This is a genomic window from Enterobacter cloacae complex sp. IR5458, from assembly GCF_049238025.1.
GTDB lineage: Bacteria > Pseudomonadota > Gammaproteobacteria > Enterobacterales > Enterobacteriaceae > Enterobacter > Enterobacter kobei.
Window position 1 is genome coordinate 125,164 of sequence record NZ_JBMKIF010000004.1, and the last position, 18,531, is coordinate 143,694.

The window sequence follows — 18,531 nt, forward strand, 5'->3', positions numbered from 1 at the left end:
GAGATGGCTATTACTAAGCTGGTCCTGGTGCGTCACGGCGAAAGCCAGTGGAACAACGAAAACCGCTTTACCGGTTGGTACGACGTTGATCTGTCTGAGAAAGGCGTAAGCGAAGCAAAAGCAGCAGGTAAACTGCTGAAGGAAGAAGGCTTCAGCTTTGATTTTGCTTACACCTCTGTGCTGAAACGTGCCATCCACACGCTGTGGAACGTGCTCGACGAACTGGATCAGGCCTGGCTGCCGGTTGAGAAATCCTGGAAACTGAACGAGCGCCACTACGGTGCGCTGCAGGGTCTCAACAAAGCCGAAACCGCTGAGAAATACGGTGACGAGCAGGTTAAACAGTGGCGTCGCGGCTTCGCGGTAACCCCACCAGAGCTGACCAAAGATGACGAGCGCTACCCGGGCCACGACCCGCGTTACGCGAAACTGACTGACGCTGAGCTGCCAACCACCGAAAGCCTGGCGCTGACCATCGACCGCGTTGTGCCTTACTGGAACGAAACCATTCTGCCACGCCTGAAAAGCGGTGAGCGCGTGATCATCGCCGCTCACGGTAACTCCCTGCGTGCGCTGGTGAAATACCTGGACAACATGGGTGAAGACGAAATTCTTGAACTGAACATCCCAACTGGCGTACCGCTGGTGTATGAGTTCGACGAAAACTTCAAACCAATCAAACACTACTATCTGGGTAACGCGGATGAAATCGCAGCGAAAGCCGCGGCTGTCGCGAACCAGGGTAAAGCGAAGTAATTTTCGCCAGACATAAAAAAAGCGCGGAGCCTTCCGCGCTTTTTTATTTCTGCCTCAGGACTTAACCGCGACGTGCTTTCACCGCGTTCGCCAGCTGACGCAGGAGGGTGTCGGTATCGTCCCAGCCGATGCAGGCATCCGTGACGCTCTTGCCGTACACCAGCGGCTCGCTGCCTTCCAGATTCTGGTTACCTTCGACCAGATGGCTTTCAATCATCACGCCAATCACCGCCTTCTCACCGCCGGCAATCTGCTGACAGACATCAGCCCCGACGTCCATTTGCTTTTTAAACTGCTTGCTGGAGTTGGCATGGCTGAAATCGATCATCACCTGCGGTGGCAGCCCGGCTTTTTCCAGCCCGACCTTCACGTCGGCCACATGTTTTGCACTGTAGTTTGGCTCTTTGCCGCCACGCAGAATGATATGGCAATCCCCGTTACCGCTGGTGTTCACGATGGCGGAATGACCCCATTTGGTCACGGACAGGAAGCAGTGCGGTGCACCCGCTGCGTTAATGGCGTCGATAGCCACCTTAATGGTGCCGTCGGTGCCGTTTTTAAAACCAACCGGACAAGAGAGACCGGATGCCAGTTCGCGGTGAACCTGAGATTCCGTGGTACGGGCACCAATTGCGCCCCAGCTCATCAAATCAGCCAGGTATTGTGGCGTGATCATGTCCAGGAACTCACCGGCAGCAGGCAGGCCACTGTCGTTGATCTCCAGCAGCAGCTTGCGCGCAATACGCAGACCGTCGTTGATCTGGAAGCTGTTATCCATGTGCGGATCGTTAATGAGCCCTTTCCAGCCAACGGTCGTACGCGGTTTTTCAAAATAGACGCGCATGACGATTTCCAGCTCATCCTTCAGCTCTTCGCGCAGCTGAAGCAGCCTTGCCGCATACTCTTTTGCCGCAGCAGGATCGTGGATAGAGCATGGACCAATCACCACCAGAAGACGATCGTCATTACCTTTCAGGATCTTATGGATCGCTTTGCGAGCATGAGAAACCGTGTTTGCGGCATTTTCAGTGGCGGGGAATTTCTCAAGGAGCGCTACAGGAGGTAATAACTCATTGATCTCTTTAATGCGTAAATCGTCGTTCTGATAATTCATTTTCTTTCCAGCTCTGCCATATCTTTAGTAATGAAAGCAATCCTTTCAATCTATCTTGTCGACCAGGAAGTGTAAACACGGTTTTACACTTCACGCAGATAATTCCTGGAATTCGCCTAAAAATCGCCACAAAATAGCGAAAAATGAGATCTAACCTAAGCTTTTTAACTGTAACAACCAATTTTATACGCCTAAACGCGATTCCCTACTGACGTAAGTCCGTAAGGCGGAATCTTTCGCCTCTAAAAAGATGCACTGTTGGAGAAAGTTATCCAGCGTAACGACAAGAACAGGAGCACCATGATGAAAATGACAAAACTGGCAACCCTCTTCCTGACCGCCACTCTCACCCTGGCAAGCGGCAGCGTCCTGGCTGCTGAAACGGGCACCTCAGACAGCAACGGTGATGCCAATGCGGCAGCAGAAGCAGGCCAGGTCGCCCCTGATGCGAAACAAAATATCGCCCCAAATAATGTCGATAACAGCCAGATCAATACCGGCAACACCAATACCGGCGGCACCATGCTGCATCCGAACGGCAGTGATTCCGGCACCATGAATCACGACAATATGAGTTCAGATGAAGTTCATAAGAACTCAATGTGTAAGGACGGCAAATGTCCCGACCCTAACGACAAAGTGGGTAACGATGCCAATACCAAAACCGATGGCACAACCCAGTAAGTCGTCAGTGCTTTAAATGCGAAAGGAGAGCCCAGGCTCTCCTTTCTTTTTGGAGTAACCTGTTAAAAACGCTACACTAAAAAATAACGAAACAGGAAAGCAGACATGGCGCACACCCACTCACACGCATCTTCTCCCGGAAATGACAACGTAAAACGACTCATGCTGGCCTTCGGCGTTACGGCCACGTTTATGGTTATCGAGGTCATTGGCGGTCTGGTCTCCGGCTCGCTAGCGCTGCTGGCTGATGCCGGGCACATGCTGACCGATGCCGCAGCGCTACTCTTCGCTCTGCTGGCAGTGCAATTTGCTCGTCGTCCTCCGAACGCACGCCATACCTTCGGCTGGTTGAGGCTGACTACGCTTGCCGCGTTTGTTAACGCCATCGCGCTGGTGGTCATTACTATTCTTATCGTCTGGGAAGCCATCCAACGCTTCAGGCACCCGCAGCCAATAGCCGGAACGACAATGATGGTGATTGCCGTCGCGGGGCTGCTGGCGAATATTCTGGCATTCTGGATTTTGCATCGCGGCAGCGGGGAAAAGAACCTCAACGTGCGCGCTGCTGCCCTGCATGTGCTGGGGGATTTGCTCGGCTCAGTCGGGGCGATAGTCGCCGCGCTGGTGATCCTCTATACCGGCTGGACGCCAGTCGACCCGATTCTCTCCGTGCTGGTATCGTGTCTGGTTTTACGTAGCGCCTGGAGTCTGCTGAAGGAGAGCGTCAATGAACTGCTTGAAGGGGCACCCGCATCCATGGACATTGACGAGCTGAAGCGTAACCTGCGCCGTTCTGTCCCGGAAGTGCGCAATGTTCATCATGTGCATGTCTGGCAGGTAGGTGAAAAACCGGTGATGACGCTACACGTTCAGGTGATCCCACCTCACGATCACGATGCATTACTGGAACGCATTCATCATTTCCTGGAACATCATTACGAGATTGGCCACGCCACCGTCCAGATGGAGTATCAGGCCTGTAACGGGCCGGACTGCCACCTTAACGAGGCGCAGCCCGACCATTCACATCATCATCACCATTAGCGGGAAAGCGCGTGAGAGCCTCGCTCACGCGCGCTCTTAATCCACATACGGCTGCCATTCAGGGCAATGAAGGTCAGCAGCAGATATTCCAGCGACATCGCATAGACGCCCTGCAGCGCGAAAATGACCACGCTGATAACGTTGATGATGACCCACAGCAGCCAGTTCTCAACGTATTTACGGGTCATCAGGATCATCGCCGCAATTGACAGCACCATCATGCAGGAATCCCAGAACGGGAAAGCATCCGGCTGTAGTTCTGGCATCGTTACGCTCAGGCCGATACCGGACATAGCCGAAACGGCCACACGGGTCAGGAAGGCAAACACCGGGTTGATATAAACGGTCATGAAACCAATAGCAACCACGCAAGCGACAAACCAGGCAACGGCTTTCGGCAGGGGTAGCCAGCGGATCTGTAGCTCAGCCTCCTGCTGGCTGTTCTGCCGCGACCATGCGTACCAGCCGTAAATATTGGCGGCGAAGAAGAACAACTGCAAAAGCAGGCTGGCGTACAGCTGGATCTGGAAGAAGATAATCGCAAACAGCGTAACGTTAATCAGCCCGAACGCGTAATTGCTGATTTTCTCCAGGCTTGCCAGCCAGATGCAGAGTAAACCCGCCAGCGTGCCGACGGCCTCAATCCATGACAGGTCATAGCCACCTGCACCAATCGGTATATGAACCAGAATGTTCTGCGTGCTAAAAAAATCCATCTTTTCCCCGGAACGTTTTGAATTAAGTACGTAGTGTAGCCGCAAAATCCAGCATGCGGTTAAGCGGAATTAACGCACCTTCGCGCAGCGCAGCATCGACATGAATTTCATGCGCGGCGCCGCCCGTCTCCAGCCCTTCGGCAATCGCTTTCAGACCGTTCATCGCCATCCACGGGCAATGCGCGCAGCTGCGGCACGTCGCGCCCTCGCCTGCCGTTGGGGCTTCAAGGAGCTCTTTTTCCGGCACGGCCTGCTGCATCTTATAAAAGATACCGCGATCGGTCGCCACGATGAGCTGCTTGTGCGGCAGCGTTCTTGCCGCGGTGATAAGCTGGCTGGTTGAACCCACGGCATCCGCCATGTCGACAATGGACTGGGGGGATTCAGGGTGAACAAGAATGGCGGCGTCAGGATAAAGCGCCTTCATGCGTGCCAGCGCCTGGGTTTTGAATTCGTCGTGCACAATACAGGCCCCCTGCCAGCAGAGGACGTCAGCGCCTGTCTGCTTCTGAACATAATTGCCGAGATGTCGGTCAGGTGCCCAGATAATTTTCTCACCCAGGCTGTCCAGATGCTCAATCAGCTCAACGGCGATGCTGGAGGTCACGACCCAGTCTGCCCGCGCTTTTACCGCCGCGGAGGTGTTGGCATAAACCACCACGGTACGGTCAGGATGGGCGTCGCAGAAGGCGGTGAACGCGTCAATCGGGCAGCCAAGATCGAGCGAACACTCGGCATTCAGCGTCGGCATCAAAATGGTTTTTTCCGGGCTGAGAATTTTCGCCGTTTCGCCCATAAAACGCACGCCAGCAACAAGCAGCGTGGAAGCAGGATGTTTTGCGCCAAAGCGCGCCATCTCCAGAGAGTCAGAGATGCAGCCTCCGGTCTCTTCCGCCAGTTGCTGGATTTCCGGGTCGGTGTAGTAATGCGCCACCATCACCGCGTCTCGCTCTTTCAGAAGACGTTTGATCTTCTCGCGGTAGAACTGTTTTTCGTCCTGGCTTAGCGGAACAGGTTTTGGCGGAAACGGATAGATGGCGGCTTCGGGATCAAACATCACACTCATTATGGCTTCTCGTTTTACGGGCTTAACAATATTGCCTTTCTTTTGCCTGACATAGCAAAACGCATGGCAATTGTGTTTTGTATACTAAACAAGATAGCGAATCTGGAGTGAAAAGTCACCGGGAATAGAGGTGTGGAGCATTTATAGAATTGCAGATAGCAAAAAGGCGCCTTTAGGGCGCCTTTCTACATTGGTGGGTCGTGCAGGATTCGAACCTGCGACCAATTGATTAAAAGTCAACTGCTCTACCAACTGAGCTAACGACCCCTTGCGGGATTTTTTCTTCGAAGTGGTGGGTCGTGCAGGATTCGAACCTGCGACCAATTGATTAAAAGTCAACTGCTCTACCAACTGAGCTAACGACCCCTTGCGGGATTTTTTCTTCGAAGTGGTGGGTCGTGCAGGATTCGAACCTGCGACCAATTGATTAAAAGTCAACTGCTCTACCAACTGAGCTAACGACCCATTCGGGTGCTGACTTCGAAGATTTTTACTCGGTACCACGTTTAAGTGGTGGGTCGTGCAGGATTCGAACCTGCGACCAATTGATTAAAAGTCAACTGCTCTACCAACTGAGCTAACGACCCGAGTGGTGGGTGATGACGGGCTCGAACCGCCGACCCCCTCCGTGTAAAGGAGATGCTCTACCAACTGAGCTAATCACCCACTCTGTACTATCGGAACTGCTTAAGTGGTGGGTCGTGCAGGATTCGAACCTGCGACCAATTGATTAAAAGTCAACTGCTCTACCAACTGAGCTAACGACCCACTTTTACGCTGTTTTCACGTTGTTTGATATCCCGTGGCAACGGCGGCATATATTACTGATTTAAGAATTCTGCGCAACAAAAATTTCGATGAAGATCACTTAACTGCTTACGAATCATGCTGCACGACCAGAAATAACGCGATTTCTGGTCATGCGATAATCATCCCATCGAATTCAGACGTTTTTGCGCCTGTTTGGCACCTTCGGTACCAGGGAATTTGGCGACCACCTGCTGATAAACCGCTTTGGCTTTCGCAGTGTCACCTTTGTCCTGCATGATCACGCCAACCTTATACATCGCATCTGGCGCTTTCGGCGATTTTGGGTAATTTTTCACCACGGAGGCAAAATAAAACGCCGCATCATCCTTTTTACCCTTGTTGTAATTCAACTGACCAAGCCAGTAATTGGCATTTGGCTGGTAGGTTGAATCAGGGTATTTCTTAACAAAGTTCTGAAACGCAGCAATCGCGTCGTCCTGACGAGATTGATCCTGCACGAGGGCAATGGCCGCATTGTAATCCGTATTCGCGTCACCGCTCTGTACAGGCGCGCCTGTGGAGGCGGAAGCATCCGCAGACGGCGCGGGCGCGGATGTCGCCGCTCCGCTCTGATCGCCTGCTGCGGGTTGTGCTGCTGCACCACCACCGCTGCTCAGGCTATCTATCTGCAACAAGATTTGCTTCTGACGTTCCACAACCTGGTTAAGCTGATACTGACTTTCCTGAATCTGACCGCGGAGTGAGTCAATATCGTTTTGGTTATCGGAAAGTTGTTGCTGGAGTTGGGTTAAAAGCTGACTGTGAGCGTTAGAAATACGCTCGAGTTGAGTGACCCGGTCTTCTACCGAGCCTGAGCCGACACTACTGATTGGTGCCTGAGCAAAAGCGGCCCAGGGGGCCGCTATTCCAACCAGTAACGACAGACTCAACAGATGATGTCTGAAGTTACTGCTCATGCCATTCTCTTAGTAAACCAGTACGGCACGACGGTTTTTGGAGTAAGCCGCTTCGTCGTGACCCAGTACTGCAGGTTTTTCTTTACCGTAAGAAACGATGGAGATCTGATCAGCAGAAACGCCTTTACCCTGCAGGTACATTTTAACAGCGTTAGCACGACGTTCACCCAGGGAGATGTTGTACTCTGGGGTACCACGTTCGTCCGCGTGACCTTCTACGGTGACTTTGTAAGATGGGTTGCTACGCAGGAAGTTAGCGTGAGCATCCAGCATCGCAGCGAAGTCAGAACGGATGTCGTATTTATCCAGATCGAAGTAAACGATGTTGTTCTGCTGCAGCTGCTGCATCTGAAGACGCGCCTGCTCTTCAGAAGACATGTTGCCATTGCCGTTCGCGTCCATACCGGTACCGGCACCCATCATGCCTTCGCCGCTCTGGTCATTGCTTGCGTTCTTGTTAGAAGAACACGCTGCGATTGCCATTACAGGCAGAGCGATCATCAGCCCCTTCAGCACTTTGTTCAGTTGCATTTCTATGATTCCTTTAGTAATCAATTAATTATTATTTACAGATACGGCGACCAGGCAGGTGATTTTACCTGTCCATCAGTGGCCGGAATACGCGCTTTGAAACGCCCATCTGTAGAAACCAGATTCAGCACAGATCCCATCCCCTGAGAAGAGCTGTAGATTACCATAGTGCCGTTAGGTGCCAGACTTGGCGTTTCATCCAGGAACGTTGACGACAGAACTTGAACGCCACCCGCTACCAGATCTTGTTTGGCAATGTGCTGCTGCCCACCGTTGGAGCTGACCATTACCATGAATTTACCGTCGCTGCTCACGTCTGCGTTCTGGTTCTGCGAACCTTCCCAGGTAATACGCTGCGGAGCACCGCCGTTGATGTTTACTTTATAGATTTGTGGACGGCCAGCCTGGTCAGAGGTAAACGCCAGGGTTTGACTGTCCGGGAACCATGAAGGTTCGGTGTTGTTGCTGCGACCATCGGTCACCTGGCGGATCTGGCCAGAGCCAATATCCATCACATACAGGTTCAGGCTACCGGTTTTAGACAGCGCAAAGGCCAGTTTAGAGCCGTCCGGAGAGAAGGAAGGCGCACCGTTGTGACGTGGGAACGACGCTACCTGACGCACAGCACCGTTAGCCAGCGTCTGGATAACCAGCGCAGAACGACCGCTCTCGAAAGTCACGTATGCCAGTTTAGAACCGTCCGGAGACCAGGCTGGAGACATCAGCGGCTGGGAAGAACGTTTCACCAGGAACTGGTTGTAGCCGTCGTAGTCAGAGACGCGCAGCTCATATGGGAACTGACCGCCGTTGGTCTGCACCACATAAGCAATACGGGTACGGAACGCACCTTTAATGCCGGTCAGTTTTTCGAACACCGCATCGCTGGCCGCGTGAGCCGCGTAGCGCAGGTACTGTTTAGTGACCTTGTAGGAGTTCTGTGCCAGAACGGTACCCGGTGCACCGCCGGTATCTACCAGCTGCCAGGCCACGTTGTAAGAGCCGTCCGGGTTAGGGGTAACCTGACCCACAACGACCGCATCAATACCCAGCGCAGACCATGCAGCAGGCTGTACTTCCTGTGCACTGCCCGGCTGCTGAGGCAGACGAGAACGATCTAACGGGTTGAATTTACCGCTGTTACGCAGGTCAGCCGCCACGATGCCACCGGCATCTTCAGGTGCAGCGCCAGGACCGGCCCACTGGAACGGAACAACACCGATTGGGCGTGCCGAGTCCACCCCCTGGGTGATCTCGATACGTACTTCTGCGTGCAGCACAGCTGCCCACAGCATTAAAAAACTAAATGCTACACGTAATGCCTGCTTCATCATATCTCCCTTATCCGGGTAACCTTACCCACGATAATTTAGCAGAATGTTAACAAACTCAAATAGACAAAACTACACGATCCTGGCTATGACAATAGTCGGTTTTCTATACTTCCCAAAGGAAAGACGATCACAGCTTAAAGTCTAGTTTGGCATCTTTTATCTTATCGTAAACAGCCTCACTCGGCGGTTTAGGAATGTTCGCCGATCTTGCTGCGGCTAACGCTGCCTGGCAAAGCGCAGGATCGCCCCCTTCAGAAGTGACGCTTTTCAACCGTCCATCTGGGGCAAGATTGATATGCAGCACGCACTGTTTGCCCTGATACAGGCCCGCATCAAACAGACGGCTTTGGATCGCCACCTGAATCTGCTTCGCATAAGCGCTGATATCTGCACCCGTTGCCCCGCCGTTGGCGCCGGAGGTCCCGCTGTCTTTAGACGGCTGACCGTTCCCTTTCGCCCCGCCACCCGCTTTTGGTGCGTTCTTACCTGAACTCAGGTCGCCCAGCAAATCGTCGACGCCGGCAGCCGCAGCCGCTTTATCTGCAGCGGCCTTTTTGGCAGCGGCTTTTTCAGCCGCAGCTTTCTTATCGGCAGCCGCTTTTTTATCTGCTGCAGCTTTCTCGGCAGCCGCTTTTTTATCAGCAGCAGCTTTTTCAGCCGCAGCCGCTTTTTCAGCCGCGGCCTTCTCGGCAGCAGCCGCTTTCTTCGCAGCGTCAGCCGCTGCTTTCTTCTCTGCTTCCTGAGCGGCTTTCTTCGCCGCTTCGGCTTCAGCTTTCTTCTGAGCGTCAGCAGCCGCTTTCTTCGCCGCTTCGGCTTCGGCTTTCTTCTGAGCATCAGCAGCGGCTTTCTTCGCGGCTTCGGCTTCAGCTTTTTTCTGGGCATCGGCAGCCGCTTTCTTCGCTGCTTCAGCCGCTAATTTTGCCTGGGCATCAGCCTTCGCTTTGGCATCCGCTGCGGCTTTAGCGGCCGCTTCTTCCGCCTGCTTTTGCTGCTCCTGCGCTTTTTTCGCGGCCTCTTCAGCTTGCTTCTGCTGTTCCGCCTGCTCTTTCGCCGCTTCCTGCGCCTGCAAACGTTCTTTCTCAAGCTGCTTCAGACGTTCCTGCTCCGCGGCCTGCTTTTCACGCAGCTCTTCCGCTTGCTGTTGCGCCTGTTTTTCACGCTGTTCTTCAGCCCGTTTTGCACTCGCCTTCTGCTGCTGTTGGCGATTATAGTTTTGCACTACCGCACCGGGATCCACCATAACGGCATCGATGGAAGACCCTCCACCGCCGCCTGATGCATCAATATGCTCATCGAACGAACTCCAGATCAGCGCTGCAAAAAGAATCACGTGCAGCACTGCGGAGACGATTATCGCTCGCTTAAGCTTGTCGTTCTGTTCGGTTGCCTTTGACACTATCGGTTCCCAAAAACTACGCGGATGATCAAATAGGTTGAGTCATTAAGCCAACTGACTTAACACCCGCACTATGTAGCAAGTTCAGCGCTTTAATAATTTCATCGTAGGGTACGTCTTTCGCGCCACCGATTAAGAAGACCGTTTTCGGATTTGACTCCAGGCGACGCTGCGCCTCAGCTATCACCTGCTCCGGTGGAAGCTGATCCATACGATCTTTTTCTACCACCACGCTGTACTGCCCTACGCCGGAAACTTCAATGATGACCGGAGGATCGTCATTGGTGCTCACCGCCTGTGATTCTGTCGCATCCGGCAGATCCACCTCCACGCTCTGGGTTATGATTGGCGCTGTTGCCATGAAGATCAGCAGCAGTACCAACAGGACGTCCAGCAGTGGAACGATATTGATTTCGGACTTGAGCTCGCGACGACCTCGTCCACGCGATCTGGCCATGGTTTACCCCTTGTTGCTCTCGGTGCTGGTAAACGCCTGACGGTGCAGAATCGCAGTGAACTCTTCCATAAAGTTGTCGTAGTTCAGTTCCAGTTTGTTCACGCGCTGGTTCAGGCGGTTGTAAGCCATTACCGCCGGGATTGCCGCAAACAGACCGATAGCGGTCGCAATCAGTGCTTCAGCGATACCCGGTGCAACCATCTGCAACGTCGCCTGCTTCACCGCACCCAGCGCGATAAAGGCGTGCATGATCCCCCATACTGTACCAAACAGGCCGATATACGGGCTGATGGAGCCGACAGTACCGAGGAAAGGAATGTGCGTTTCAAGATTTTCCAGCTCACGGTTCATGGAGATACGCATCGCACGAGAAGCGCCTTCCACAACCGCTTCCGGCGCATGGTTATTTGCGCGATGCAGGCGAGCAAACTCTTTGAAGCCGCTATAGAAAATTTGTTCGGAGCCGGTCAGGTTTTCACGGCGCCCCTGGCTCTCCTGATACAGGCGAGAAAGCTCAATACCCGACCAGAACTTATCTTCAAACGCTTCCGCTTCACGGCCAGCAGCATTGAGGATACGCGTTCTCTGGATGATGATGGCCCAGGATGCGATTGAAAAACCAATCAAAATCAACATGATAAGTTTAACCAGAAGGCTTGCCTTCAGGAACAAATCAAGGATATTCATGTCAGTCACTGCTTAAACTCCGCGACAATAGACTTAGGAAGCGCACGAGGCTTCATTATGGTTGGATCAACACAAACAATCAGTACTTCAGCTGAGTTCAGTACGGTGTTCTCTGCGTTGACTATCCGCTGCGTGAAAACCAGTGAGGTCCCGCGCATTGATGTAATTTCAGTTTGGACTTCGAGCATGTCGTCGAGTCTGGCAGGCGCAAAATACTCAAGCGTCATCTTGCGTACCACGAAGGCAACTCGCTCAGCCAACAGCACCTGTTGACTAAAGTGATGATGGCGCAGCATCTCTGTGCGTGCCCGTTCATAAAAAGCAACGTAGCTGGCGTGGTAAACCACACCACCGGCATCGGTATCTTCGTAATAGACACGAACCGGCCATCGAAACAGCGTTGTATTCACTTTACATCCCAGTAATACAAGAAAAGTTGGAGCTTTCAAACTTCGCTACTATACGCGCGGGAAAGATGGTTTGGAATGGGAGAAAGTAAACGGAGAGTAAATTTTTATGGGCTCGGGTAAGCCCATATCGTTATAGGACATTTCTTATTCAGAAGAAGAAGAAAATCAAACCGGCGAGGAGAACCAGATCGGCAATCAGCGGGCAGAAAATGCCCTGCCAGTGTACCGCTTTCGGACGAAAGCCCACGCCGTGGATCACCCCAGCACACACTGCCCACATAATGAGGAAGCCATGCCAGATTTCCAGTTCGCTGGTTTTTGCCGCGAAACGCGACGGGTCCCAGAAGATGCAGCCTGCCAGCAGTAATGCCATCACTAAAGAAAGCGCCCGTAACGGGCGCTTATCCATTACCGCGTAAAGCGTCGCGATAATATTCATCAGTGTTTTTCTTCACCCGCTTTCGTCGCTTCAACATGCTCAAGCGCCAGGGCGGTGATGACACCAAAAGCACAGGCAAGAAGCGTCCCTAAAATCCATGCGAAATACCACATATTCAGCTCCTTACTTAGTACATAGAGTGGGTGTTGCTTTCGATATGTTCTTTGGTGATACGACCGAACATTTTCCAGTAACACCAGATGGTGTAAGCCAGAACAATCGGAACGAACACGCAAGCAACGTAAGTCATTAAGTTCAGCGTCATATGGCTGGAGGTTGCATCCCACATGGTCAGGCTAGCATTCAGCATGGTGCTGGATGGCATGACGAATGGGAACATGGCAATACCCGCCGTCAGGATGATGCACGCCAGGGTCAGCGAGGAGAACAGGAACGCCAGCGCGCCTTTCTCCAGACGAGACGTCAGCATGGTCAGCAGCGGCAGCAGTACACCCAGAGCCGGGATCGCCCACAGCGCAGGCATGTTATTAAAGTTCACCAGCCATGCGCCAGCCTGACGCGCCACTTCTTTGGTCAGCGGGTTAGACGGTGCCGTATGGTTGATCGCAGACGTCACGACATAACCATCAATACCGTACACCACCCATATGCCTGCCAGTGCGAAGCAGACCAGCGTCACCAGTGCAGCAACCTGAGCCGTCGCACGGGAACGCAGGTGCAGTTCACCCACAGTACGCATCTGCAGGTATGTTGCGCCCTGCGTGATGATCATCGCCACGCTCACCACACCCGCCAGCAGACCAAACGGATTCAGCAACTGGAAGAAGTTACCGGTGTAGTAAAGACGCATGTATTCGTCCAGGTGGAACGGTACACCCTGCAACAGGTTACCGAACGCCACACCGATCACCAGCGGTGGAACGAAGCTACCAATGAAGATGCCCCAGTCCCACATGTTGCGCCAGCGGGTGTCTTCAATCTTGGAACGGTAGTCGAAACCGACCGGACGGAAGAATAAAGAGGCCAGCACCAGAATCATCGCCACATAGAAGCCGGAGAACGCAGCCGCGTAGACCATCGGCCAGGCAGCAAACAGCGCGCCGCCTGCGGTGATCAGCCACACCTGGTTACCGTCCCAGTGCGGGGCGATGGAGTTGATCATGATTCGACGCTCGGTGTCATTACGACCGAGGAAACGAGTGAGCATCCCCACCCCCATGTCGAAACCATCGGTGACAGCGAAACCGATCAGCAGAACGCCAATCAGCAGCCACCAGATAAAACGCAATACTTCATAATCGATCATTTGATGACTCCTGTCTTAGCGTGCCGGCTGAGTAGTCGCAGTGGACTGCTCGTAGTGATAGCGACCGGTTTTCAGGCTGCTTGGGCCAAGGCGCGCGAACTTGAACATCAGGAACAGTTCAGCCACCAGGAACAGGGTGTACAGACCGCAAATCAGCAGCATGGAGAAGATCAGGTCGCCTGCAGTCAGGGAAGAGTTCGCTACCGCCGTTGGCAGTACCTCACCAATGGCCCATGGCTGACGGCCATACTCCGCAACAAACCAGCCGGATTCGATAGCGATCCACGGCAGTGGAATACCGTACAGCGCCGTGCGCAGCAGCCATTTTTTCTCGCCGATGCGGTTACGAATGACGGACCAGAAGGAAGCCGCAATGATCAGCAGCATGATGATGCCGCAGCCCACCATGATACGGAATGCGAAGTACAGTGGCGCAACACGCGGAATCGAGTCTTTGGTCGCCATCTGGATCTGCGCTTCCGTCGCATCAGAAACGTTCGGGGTATAGCGTTTCAGCAGCAGACCGTAACCCAGATCTTTCTTCACGTCGTTGAACTGGTCACGTACCGCCTGATCGGTCGAACCGGCACGCAGCTGTTCCAGCAGCGAGTAGGCTTTCATACCGTTACGGATACGCTCTTCGTGCTGAACCATCAGCTCTTTCAGACCAGTGACCTGCTTATCAACAGAACGGGTGGCGATGATACCCAGCGCGTAAGGGATCTGAATCGCGAAGCGGTTTTCCTGCGCGTCCTGATCGGGAATACCGAACAGCGTAAAGGCAGCAGGCGCGGGTTGAGTTTCCCATTCAGCTTCGATTGCAGCCAGTTTGGTTTTCTGCACGTCACCCATTTCGTAACCGGATTCATCACCCAGAACGATAACAGAGAGGATGGCAGCCATACCGAAGCTTGCAGCGATAGCAAAGGAGCGCTTAGCAAAGGCGAAGTCACGACCGCGCAGCATGTAGTAAGAGCTGATGCCCAGAATGAACATCGCGCCGCACACGTAACCAGAAGCCACGGTGTGAACGAATTTCACCTGTGCAACCGGGTTCAGGACCAGCTCGGCAAAGCTGACCATCTCCATACGCATGGTCTCGAAGTTGAAATCAGACGCGATGGGGTTCTGCATCCAGCCGTTCGCCACCAGGATCCACAGCGCGGACAGGTTCGAACCTAATGCCACCAGCCAGGTGACGGCCATATGCTGAACTTTACCCAGACGGTCCCAGCCGAAGAAGAACAGACCTACAAAGGTGGATTCGAGGAAGAAGGCCATCAGACCTTCAATGGCCAGCGGCGCACCGAAGATGTCCCCTACATAGTGGGAATAATATGACCAGTTAGTCCCGAACTGGAACTCCATGGTCAGACCGGTGGCCACGCCCAGTGCGAAGTTGATACCAAACAACTTGCCCCAGAACTTGGTCATATCTTTATAAATCTGTTTGCCGGAGAGGACGTAAACCGTTTCCATAATGGCCAGCAGGAACGCCATACCGAGCGTCAGCGGCACAAACAGGAAGTGGTACATCGCGGTCAAGGCAAACTGTAAGCGCGACAGTTCGACTACGTCTAACATTATGACTCCTTGCTCATCGCATGAAGACTCCGAGAGTGAACCCCGTCAGAAGAGATCCACACGCATGCCCCAATACAAATTATTCGCATCCTGGTCGTCGTTATTACCCTGAAGAAGGATAAAAACGATGACGTCAGGTTACAAATAGGTTAATAAAAAACTCAAATTGATCCCGCAAATATAATACGCTGCAAAACCCTTACAATAAACAGGTTTTTATTGAATCACATTTACGTTTTTCGACGGCGATCAATTTATAGCAAAATTACCACTTTTCGGCCATTTTGATCGGGAACAATTTAGCGCTTTTCAACGCCTTTTTCCAAGGATTAAACATTGATTTAAATCAAAAACCAGCAGCAATGTTAATCATGTTTAATCGCGGTGAGAATGGTAAAAACCATGTTAACGATATGTACATACAAGGATGTGATAGGTTATCGAAGAAGGAAAAAATATAAACAGAAGTGATTTTTATTAACGCGAGAGAAATTGTCCTTTTCAAGCGCGACCAACAATAAAGCGTAGTCGAGCCAGATTATTTTTCCATTGCTTTTCTGCAACCCTTAGAAATTACATTTAATTTACCTTTATCACCCCATAAGTTAACACCACGGTGTGATTATTCAATGAAAAAAGGCCGCTAACGCTGCAGCCTTTTATCACTGTTTTCAGCCGACAAGCACGCTAAAGGTGCGTGACTGTCCAGGCCTGAATACCCCGGCAATGCCCTCGCCTTCATGCTGCGCTAACACCTGTTCATTCATGTCCGTTTCGCAGCACCGTTTCACCGTCGGATTCACAGATAACGTCGCATCACATGCGCTGGACGCTGACGGGTTAAACAGACGAAGAATAAGCTCATCACGATCTTCCGCCTTTTTGAGAGCACTGAGCACACATCCCGTTGGCGAAAGCGCTAACAAACTGTAACTTTCCGGCGTGGTAAACGGTGCGCGGTTCAGTTTCATGGCATCCCAGGGAATTTTGTTGTAGCACTGTACGGGCGTTAACCACGATTTAGCCTGCTGCGCGACACCCGCATTTTCCGGCGTACCGCTGAAACTGAAGAGACTAAAGCGACAGCTTAACGCGCCCCGAACCTGGGAGTCAGGAACGGGCAGTTTGATCCCTGATGGTCTGCCGGGACGCAACAGCAAATCTTCTTTGCCGAGTAGCCCCACGCCACGCAACAAGGTTACGGCAAAGGCTTTTTTATCCTCGCCCACCACTTCAAATTCGCGCAGTCCCTCGGTGAACAGCGCCAGCCCGTTTCGTTTCTCCTGCAGGACGGCGTAATTGAGTAAGTTCCAGACGGGAACCGGCGCTTCTTTCCAGCCCTCCTCCTGCCAGTTTTGCATGGCGGGATCCTGCGCAGCACGCGTGACCGTACCAAACTGCGTATCCGCTAACACCTCCTGGGCTGTAAACGGCGTTGGGATCAGCACGCGAACGCGGTGGTCGTCAGCCTGATTGTCCAGACGAACCGCCACATCAATGCGTCTGCTGTTGTGACTAAGCGTGATTTCACACTCAGCGCTGAGAGAACCGTTCCTCTGACGCGCCGTGCGTTCGGCCAGATTAGCCGGAACAGCGATCCGATGACGGATCACCGCCCTGCTCTGCCAGCCTTCATGCGTCACCTCAACCTGATGCTCACCCTGTGCTGAAGTGAGCCTCCACTCTTCCCGGGCGGGCGAGTAGTCGTACTCATCGCCATCATCCGAACTCTCTTCGATTTCCAGTACGCGGTCATAAATCAGCCCGGTTTCTTTGTCACGCAGCCGCAACGTGCCGTCTTCATTGAAATCAACCTGCCAGAACGCATTTTCAAGGAAGGATTCTGTGTTTTTCACCGCTGCGCGCTGCTTCCCGGCCACGTTCGGTTCGATAAACAACGTACGGTACCCCATCGACGGCAGTATCTGGCTGAGCTGAATATCAAACTCCATAAACGGTTCGTAATTGCCGTAATGGACAATCTGTCGGTCGATGAGACCGGGGTCGAGTTCGCGTGCGCTGCGAATGAAATACGGGATCTCGTTACCTTTATCATCCCGCAAACGGAACTGGCTGGCACGCAGTCGGATGGTGGTGTTCATCACCTCTTCACGCGGCCAGGGCATCAGGTTGAACATCACCAGCTTATCGGCATCGCTTTGCGGCATGTTGTCGACAATCTTGCGCATATAGAAACGCACCAGGTTGTCTGCCATGTCTTCAGCCAGTTCGAAGCGGGAGACAATCTCACGATGCACTTTGTCGCTGCAGCAGCAACCGATGCTGTCGTGAGCGTGGTTTTTGAGGATCTCTTTCCACATTTTCTCCAGCAGACCGTGGTGGTAATCGAAGCCCAGCGTCCAGGCAAGGGTCGCCAGTGGCTCGAGGATATTGACAATTTTGTTCTCAATACGCGCATGGGCGATTTTGATGTCCATGCGCGTAGAGCCGATTGTCCGGTGAACGCGCATGTATTTCCCGTCGATAAACTCCCCTTTTACCGTCGCCAGTTCATCGCGGTGCGCATCGATGTGGTCAAATACCTCTTCGAACCGGCTCATCACAAACTGACGCTGGGGATAGATTTCTCGCAGCTTGTCCATTACTGCAAAAATATTCTGCTGCAGCGGCATCTGATCGTGACCGTTGGGCAGCAAAATCTCTTTGGTGACGGAGGCGCTTTCCAGCACCTCGAGATAGCTGTCGAGCCGCTTTCGCAGCCCCGCTTCGTCCTCCGGTAAGTACTTACCAATCGCGTAGCCCAGCGGCAGCACCTGTGCCGTCACTTCGCTGCCGTCCTGGCTCTGCCAGAGAAATTCCGTTTTATCGGTTCCGTGTCGTTCCGAGCAGCCGCGCCAGAACATGGTCCGCGTTATGCCAAACCCGTTATAAATATGCGGAAGCTGACCGGACATACCAAATGAATCCGGCAGATAGCCGATTTTCATCGGCTCGCCGAACGCCATACAGTCGCGAATGCCATACATAAGGTTGCGGACGATCGACTCGCCGCTGACGAGGGTGGTATCAGTCTGGGTATACCAGGGGCCGATAATCAGTTTTCCGCGCTCGACCAGGGCCTTCACGCGCGCGCGGTTTTCAGGCACGACGGCAAAATAATCCTCCAGCACCGCCGTCTGCCCATCAAGGACGTAATATTTATACTCGTCATCCTGCTCCAGGCGGGTCAGGATCTCTTCCATATTATTGACCAGAAGAATACGTGACTCTTCGGTGGTGAAATACCACTCACGGTCCCAGTGCATATGCGGTGTGATATGAACGCGAGATACAGCTTTCATCTTCGTTTCCTGTGTGTGAG

At 52.9% G+C, this 18,531-nt stretch carries 18 protein-coding genes and 6 tRNA genes; 3 read left to right on the forward strand and 21 right to left on the reverse strand.

Going from position 1 to position 18,531, the window contains the following annotated elements:
* The first annotated feature begins 3 nt into the window (after window positions 1–3).
* Window positions 4–756 carry a 2,3-diphosphoglycerate-dependent phosphoglycerate mutase gene (gene gpmA, locus ACOTYN_RS04655; RefSeq protein WP_008501111.1) on the forward strand — a complete coding sequence of 251 codons (753 nt, stop codon included), beginning with the start codon at window positions 4–6 and terminating at the stop codon, window positions 754–756.
* Between the two features lie 61 nt (window positions 757–817).
* On the opposite strand, the gene aroG is transcribed toward gpmA, so the two are convergent.
* Window positions 818–1,870, reverse strand: coding sequence for a 3-deoxy-7-phosphoheptulonate synthase AroG (gene aroG, locus ACOTYN_RS04660; RefSeq protein WP_014883052.1), 1,053 nt, complete (start codon window positions 1,868–1,870; stop codon window positions 818–820).
* Between the two features lie 303 nt (window positions 1,871–2,173).
* Here aroG and ACOTYN_RS04665 point away from each other — a divergent pair, with 303 nt between their 5' ends.
* Together ACOTYN_RS04665 and zitB are read left to right on the forward strand one after the other, a co-directional pair.
* Window positions 2,174–2,554, forward strand: coding sequence for a protein YbgS (locus ACOTYN_RS04665; RefSeq protein WP_014883051.1), 381 nt, complete (start codon window positions 2,174–2,176; stop codon window positions 2,552–2,554).
* Window positions 2,555–2,659: 105 nt separating this feature from the next.
* Complete coding sequence (zitB, locus tag ACOTYN_RS04670) at window positions 2,660–3,598, forward strand: CDF family zinc transporter ZitB (protein ID WP_023332431.1); 939 nt, start codon at window positions 2,660–2,662, stop codon at window positions 3,596–3,598.
* On the opposite strand, the gene pnuC is transcribed toward zitB, so the two are convergent.
* The 20 genes from pnuC to mngB all read right to left on the reverse strand — a co-directional run bounded on the left by pnuC (window position 3,595) and on the right by mngB (window position 18,511).
* Window positions 3,595–4,314: a nicotinamide riboside transporter PnuC gene (pnuC, locus tag ACOTYN_RS04675; RefSeq protein ID WP_071922465.1), complete on the reverse strand. Its 720-nt coding sequence runs from the start codon at window positions 4,312–4,314 to the stop codon at window positions 3,595–3,597. The two genes, zitB and pnuC, sit on opposite strands and share 4 nt — an antisense overlap.
* Before the next feature lie 22 nt (window positions 4,315–4,336).
* The gene (gene nadA / locus ACOTYN_RS04680) at window positions 4,337–5,380 is read right to left on the reverse strand and encodes a quinolinate synthase NadA (RefSeq protein ID WP_071922466.1); all 1,044 of its coding nucleotides are present in this window, start codon (window positions 5,378–5,380) and stop codon (window positions 4,337–4,339) included.
* Window positions 5,381–5,571: 191 nt separating this feature from the next.
* Window positions 5,572–5,647, reverse strand: a tRNA-Lys gene (locus tag ACOTYN_RS04685).
* 23 nt (window positions 5,648–5,670) lie between these two features.
* A tRNA-Lys gene (locus ACOTYN_RS04690) sits at window positions 5,671–5,746 on the reverse strand.
* Window positions 5,747–5,769: 23 nt separating this feature from the next.
* Window positions 5,770–5,845, reverse strand: a tRNA-Lys gene (locus ACOTYN_RS04695).
* A 46-nt stretch (window positions 5,846–5,891) separates the two neighbouring features.
* Window positions 5,892–5,967, reverse strand: a tRNA-Lys gene (locus tag ACOTYN_RS04700).
* A gap of 3 nt (window positions 5,968–5,970) precedes the next feature.
* Window positions 5,971–6,046 (reverse strand) — tRNA-Val (locus tag ACOTYN_RS04705).
* Window positions 6,047–6,072: 26 nt separating this feature from the next.
* Window positions 6,073–6,148, reverse strand: a tRNA-Lys gene (locus ACOTYN_RS04710).
* A 161-nt stretch (window positions 6,149–6,309) separates the two neighbouring features.
* Window positions 6,310–7,107 carry a cell division protein CpoB gene (cpoB, locus tag ACOTYN_RS04715; RefSeq protein WP_023332428.1) on the reverse strand — a complete coding sequence of 266 codons (798 nt, stop codon included), beginning with the start codon at window positions 7,105–7,107 and terminating at the stop codon, window positions 6,310–6,312.
* A 9-nt stretch (window positions 7,108–7,116) separates the two neighbouring features.
* Complete coding sequence (gene pal, locus ACOTYN_RS04720; RefSeq protein ID WP_003858578.1) at window positions 7,117–7,638, reverse strand: peptidoglycan-associated lipoprotein Pal; 522 nt, start codon at window positions 7,636–7,638, stop codon at window positions 7,117–7,119.
* 35 nt (window positions 7,639–7,673) lie between these two features.
* The gene (gene tolB, locus ACOTYN_RS04725) at window positions 7,674–8,966 is read right to left on the reverse strand and encodes a Tol-Pal system beta propeller repeat protein TolB (RefSeq protein ID WP_047626086.1); all 1,293 of its coding nucleotides are present in this window, start codon (window positions 8,964–8,966) and stop codon (window positions 7,674–7,676) included.
* 130 nt (window positions 8,967–9,096) lie between these two features.
* Window positions 9,097–10,365, reverse strand: coding sequence for a cell envelope integrity protein TolA (gene tolA / locus ACOTYN_RS04730; protein ID WP_014883046.1), 1,269 nt, complete (start codon window positions 10,363–10,365; stop codon window positions 9,097–9,099).
* A 28-nt stretch (window positions 10,366–10,393) separates the two neighbouring features.
* Window positions 10,394–10,822 carry a colicin uptake protein TolR gene (gene tolR / locus ACOTYN_RS04735; protein ID WP_003858589.1) on the reverse strand — a complete coding sequence of 143 codons (429 nt, stop codon included), beginning with the start codon at window positions 10,820–10,822 and terminating at the stop codon, window positions 10,394–10,396.
* 3 nt (window positions 10,823–10,825) lie between these two features.
* A complete protein-coding gene (gene tolQ / locus ACOTYN_RS04740; protein ID WP_008501101.1) occupies window positions 10,826–11,518 on the reverse strand; it encodes a Tol-Pal system protein TolQ in 693 nt (230 codons plus the stop codon).
* Entirely contained in the window at window positions 11,515–11,919 is a 405-nt protein-coding gene (gene ybgC / locus ACOTYN_RS04745; protein ID WP_003858593.1) for a tol-pal system-associated acyl-CoA thioesterase, read from the reverse strand. The genes tolQ and ybgC overlap by 4 nt, the downstream gene beginning before the upstream one ends.
* A 148-nt stretch (window positions 11,920–12,067) precedes the next feature.
* Window positions 12,068–12,358, reverse strand: a complete 291-nt coding sequence (gene ybgE / locus ACOTYN_RS04750) for a cyd operon protein YbgE (RefSeq protein WP_010428735.1) — start codon at window positions 12,356–12,358, stop codon at window positions 12,068–12,070.
* Window positions 12,358–12,471: a cytochrome bd-I oxidase subunit CydX gene (gene cydX / locus ACOTYN_RS04755; RefSeq protein WP_003858598.1), complete on the reverse strand. Its 114-nt coding sequence runs from the start codon at window positions 12,469–12,471 to the stop codon at window positions 12,358–12,360. Before cydX ends, ybgE begins: the two co-directional genes overlap by 1 nt.
* A gap of 14 nt (window positions 12,472–12,485) precedes the next feature.
* On the reverse strand, window positions 12,486–13,625 hold the full coding sequence (gene cydB, locus ACOTYN_RS04760; protein WP_071922467.1) for a cytochrome d ubiquinol oxidase subunit II: 1,140 nt from the start codon (window positions 13,623–13,625) through the stop codon (window positions 12,486–12,488).
* Window positions 13,626–13,640: 15 nt separating this feature from the next.
* Complete coding sequence (gene cydA, locus ACOTYN_RS04765) at window positions 13,641–15,209, reverse strand: cytochrome ubiquinol oxidase subunit I (RefSeq protein ID WP_014883043.1); 1,569 nt, start codon at window positions 15,207–15,209, stop codon at window positions 13,641–13,643.
* A 671-nt stretch (window positions 15,210–15,880) separates the two neighbouring features.
* Complete coding sequence (gene mngB, locus ACOTYN_RS04770; protein WP_023336932.1) at window positions 15,881–18,511, reverse strand: mannosylglycerate hydrolase; 2,631 nt, start codon at window positions 18,509–18,511, stop codon at window positions 15,881–15,883.
* Window positions 18,512–18,531: the final 20 nt, after the last annotated feature.

What these genes read in the sequence shown, in the direction of transcription:
- gpmA (WP_008501111.1), top strand. Translation starts at nt 4, where the DNA reads ATGGCTATTACTAAGCTGGTCCTGGTGCGTCACGGCGAAAGCCAGTGG.
- aroG (WP_014883052.1), bottom strand. Translation starts at nt 1,870, where the DNA reads ATGAATTATCAGAACGACGATTTACGCATTAAAGAGATCAATGAGTTA.
- ACOTYN_RS04665 (WP_014883051.1), top strand. Translation starts at nt 2,174, where the DNA reads ATGAAAATGACAAAACTGGCAACCCTCTTCCTGACCGCCACTCTCACC.
- zitB (WP_023332431.1), top strand. Translation starts at nt 2,660, where the DNA reads ATGGCGCACACCCACTCACACGCATCTTCTCCCGGAAATGACAACGTA.
- pnuC (WP_071922465.1), bottom strand. Translation starts at nt 4,314, where the DNA reads ATGGATTTTTTTAGCACGCAGAACATTCTGGTTCATATACCGATTGGT.
- nadA (WP_071922466.1), bottom strand. Translation starts at nt 5,380, where the DNA reads ATGAGTGTGATGTTTGATCCCGAAGCCGCCATCTATCCGTTTCCGCCA.
- cpoB (WP_023332428.1), bottom strand. Translation starts at nt 7,107, where the DNA reads ATGAGCAGTAACTTCAGACATCATCTGTTGAGTCTGTCGTTACTGGTT.
- pal (WP_003858578.1), bottom strand. Translation starts at nt 7,638, where the DNA reads ATGCAACTGAACAAAGTGCTGAAGGGGCTGATGATCGCTCTGCCTGTA.
- tolB (WP_047626086.1), bottom strand. Translation starts at nt 8,966, where the DNA reads ATGAAGCAGGCATTACGTGTAGCATTTAGTTTTTTAATGCTGTGGGCA.
- tolR (WP_003858589.1), bottom strand. Translation starts at nt 10,822, where the DNA reads ATGGCCAGATCGCGTGGACGAGGTCGTCGCGAGCTCAAGTCCGAAATC.
- ybgE (WP_010428735.1), bottom strand. Translation starts at nt 12,358, where the DNA reads ATGAATATTATCGCGACGCTTTACGCGGTAATGGATAAGCGCCCGTTA.
- cydX (WP_003858598.1), bottom strand. Translation starts at nt 12,471, where the DNA reads ATGTGGTATTTCGCATGGATTTTAGGGACGCTTCTTGCCTGTGCTTTT.
- cydB (WP_071922467.1), bottom strand. Translation starts at nt 13,625, where the DNA reads ATGATCGATTATGAAGTATTGCGTTTTATCTGGTGGCTGCTGATTGGC.
- cydA (WP_014883043.1), bottom strand. Translation starts at nt 15,209, where the DNA reads ATGTTAGACGTAGTCGAACTGTCGCGCTTACAGTTTGCCTTGACCGCG.
- mngB (WP_023336932.1), bottom strand. Translation starts at nt 18,511, where the DNA reads ATGAAAGCTGTATCTCGCGTTCATATCACACCGCATATGCACTGGGAC.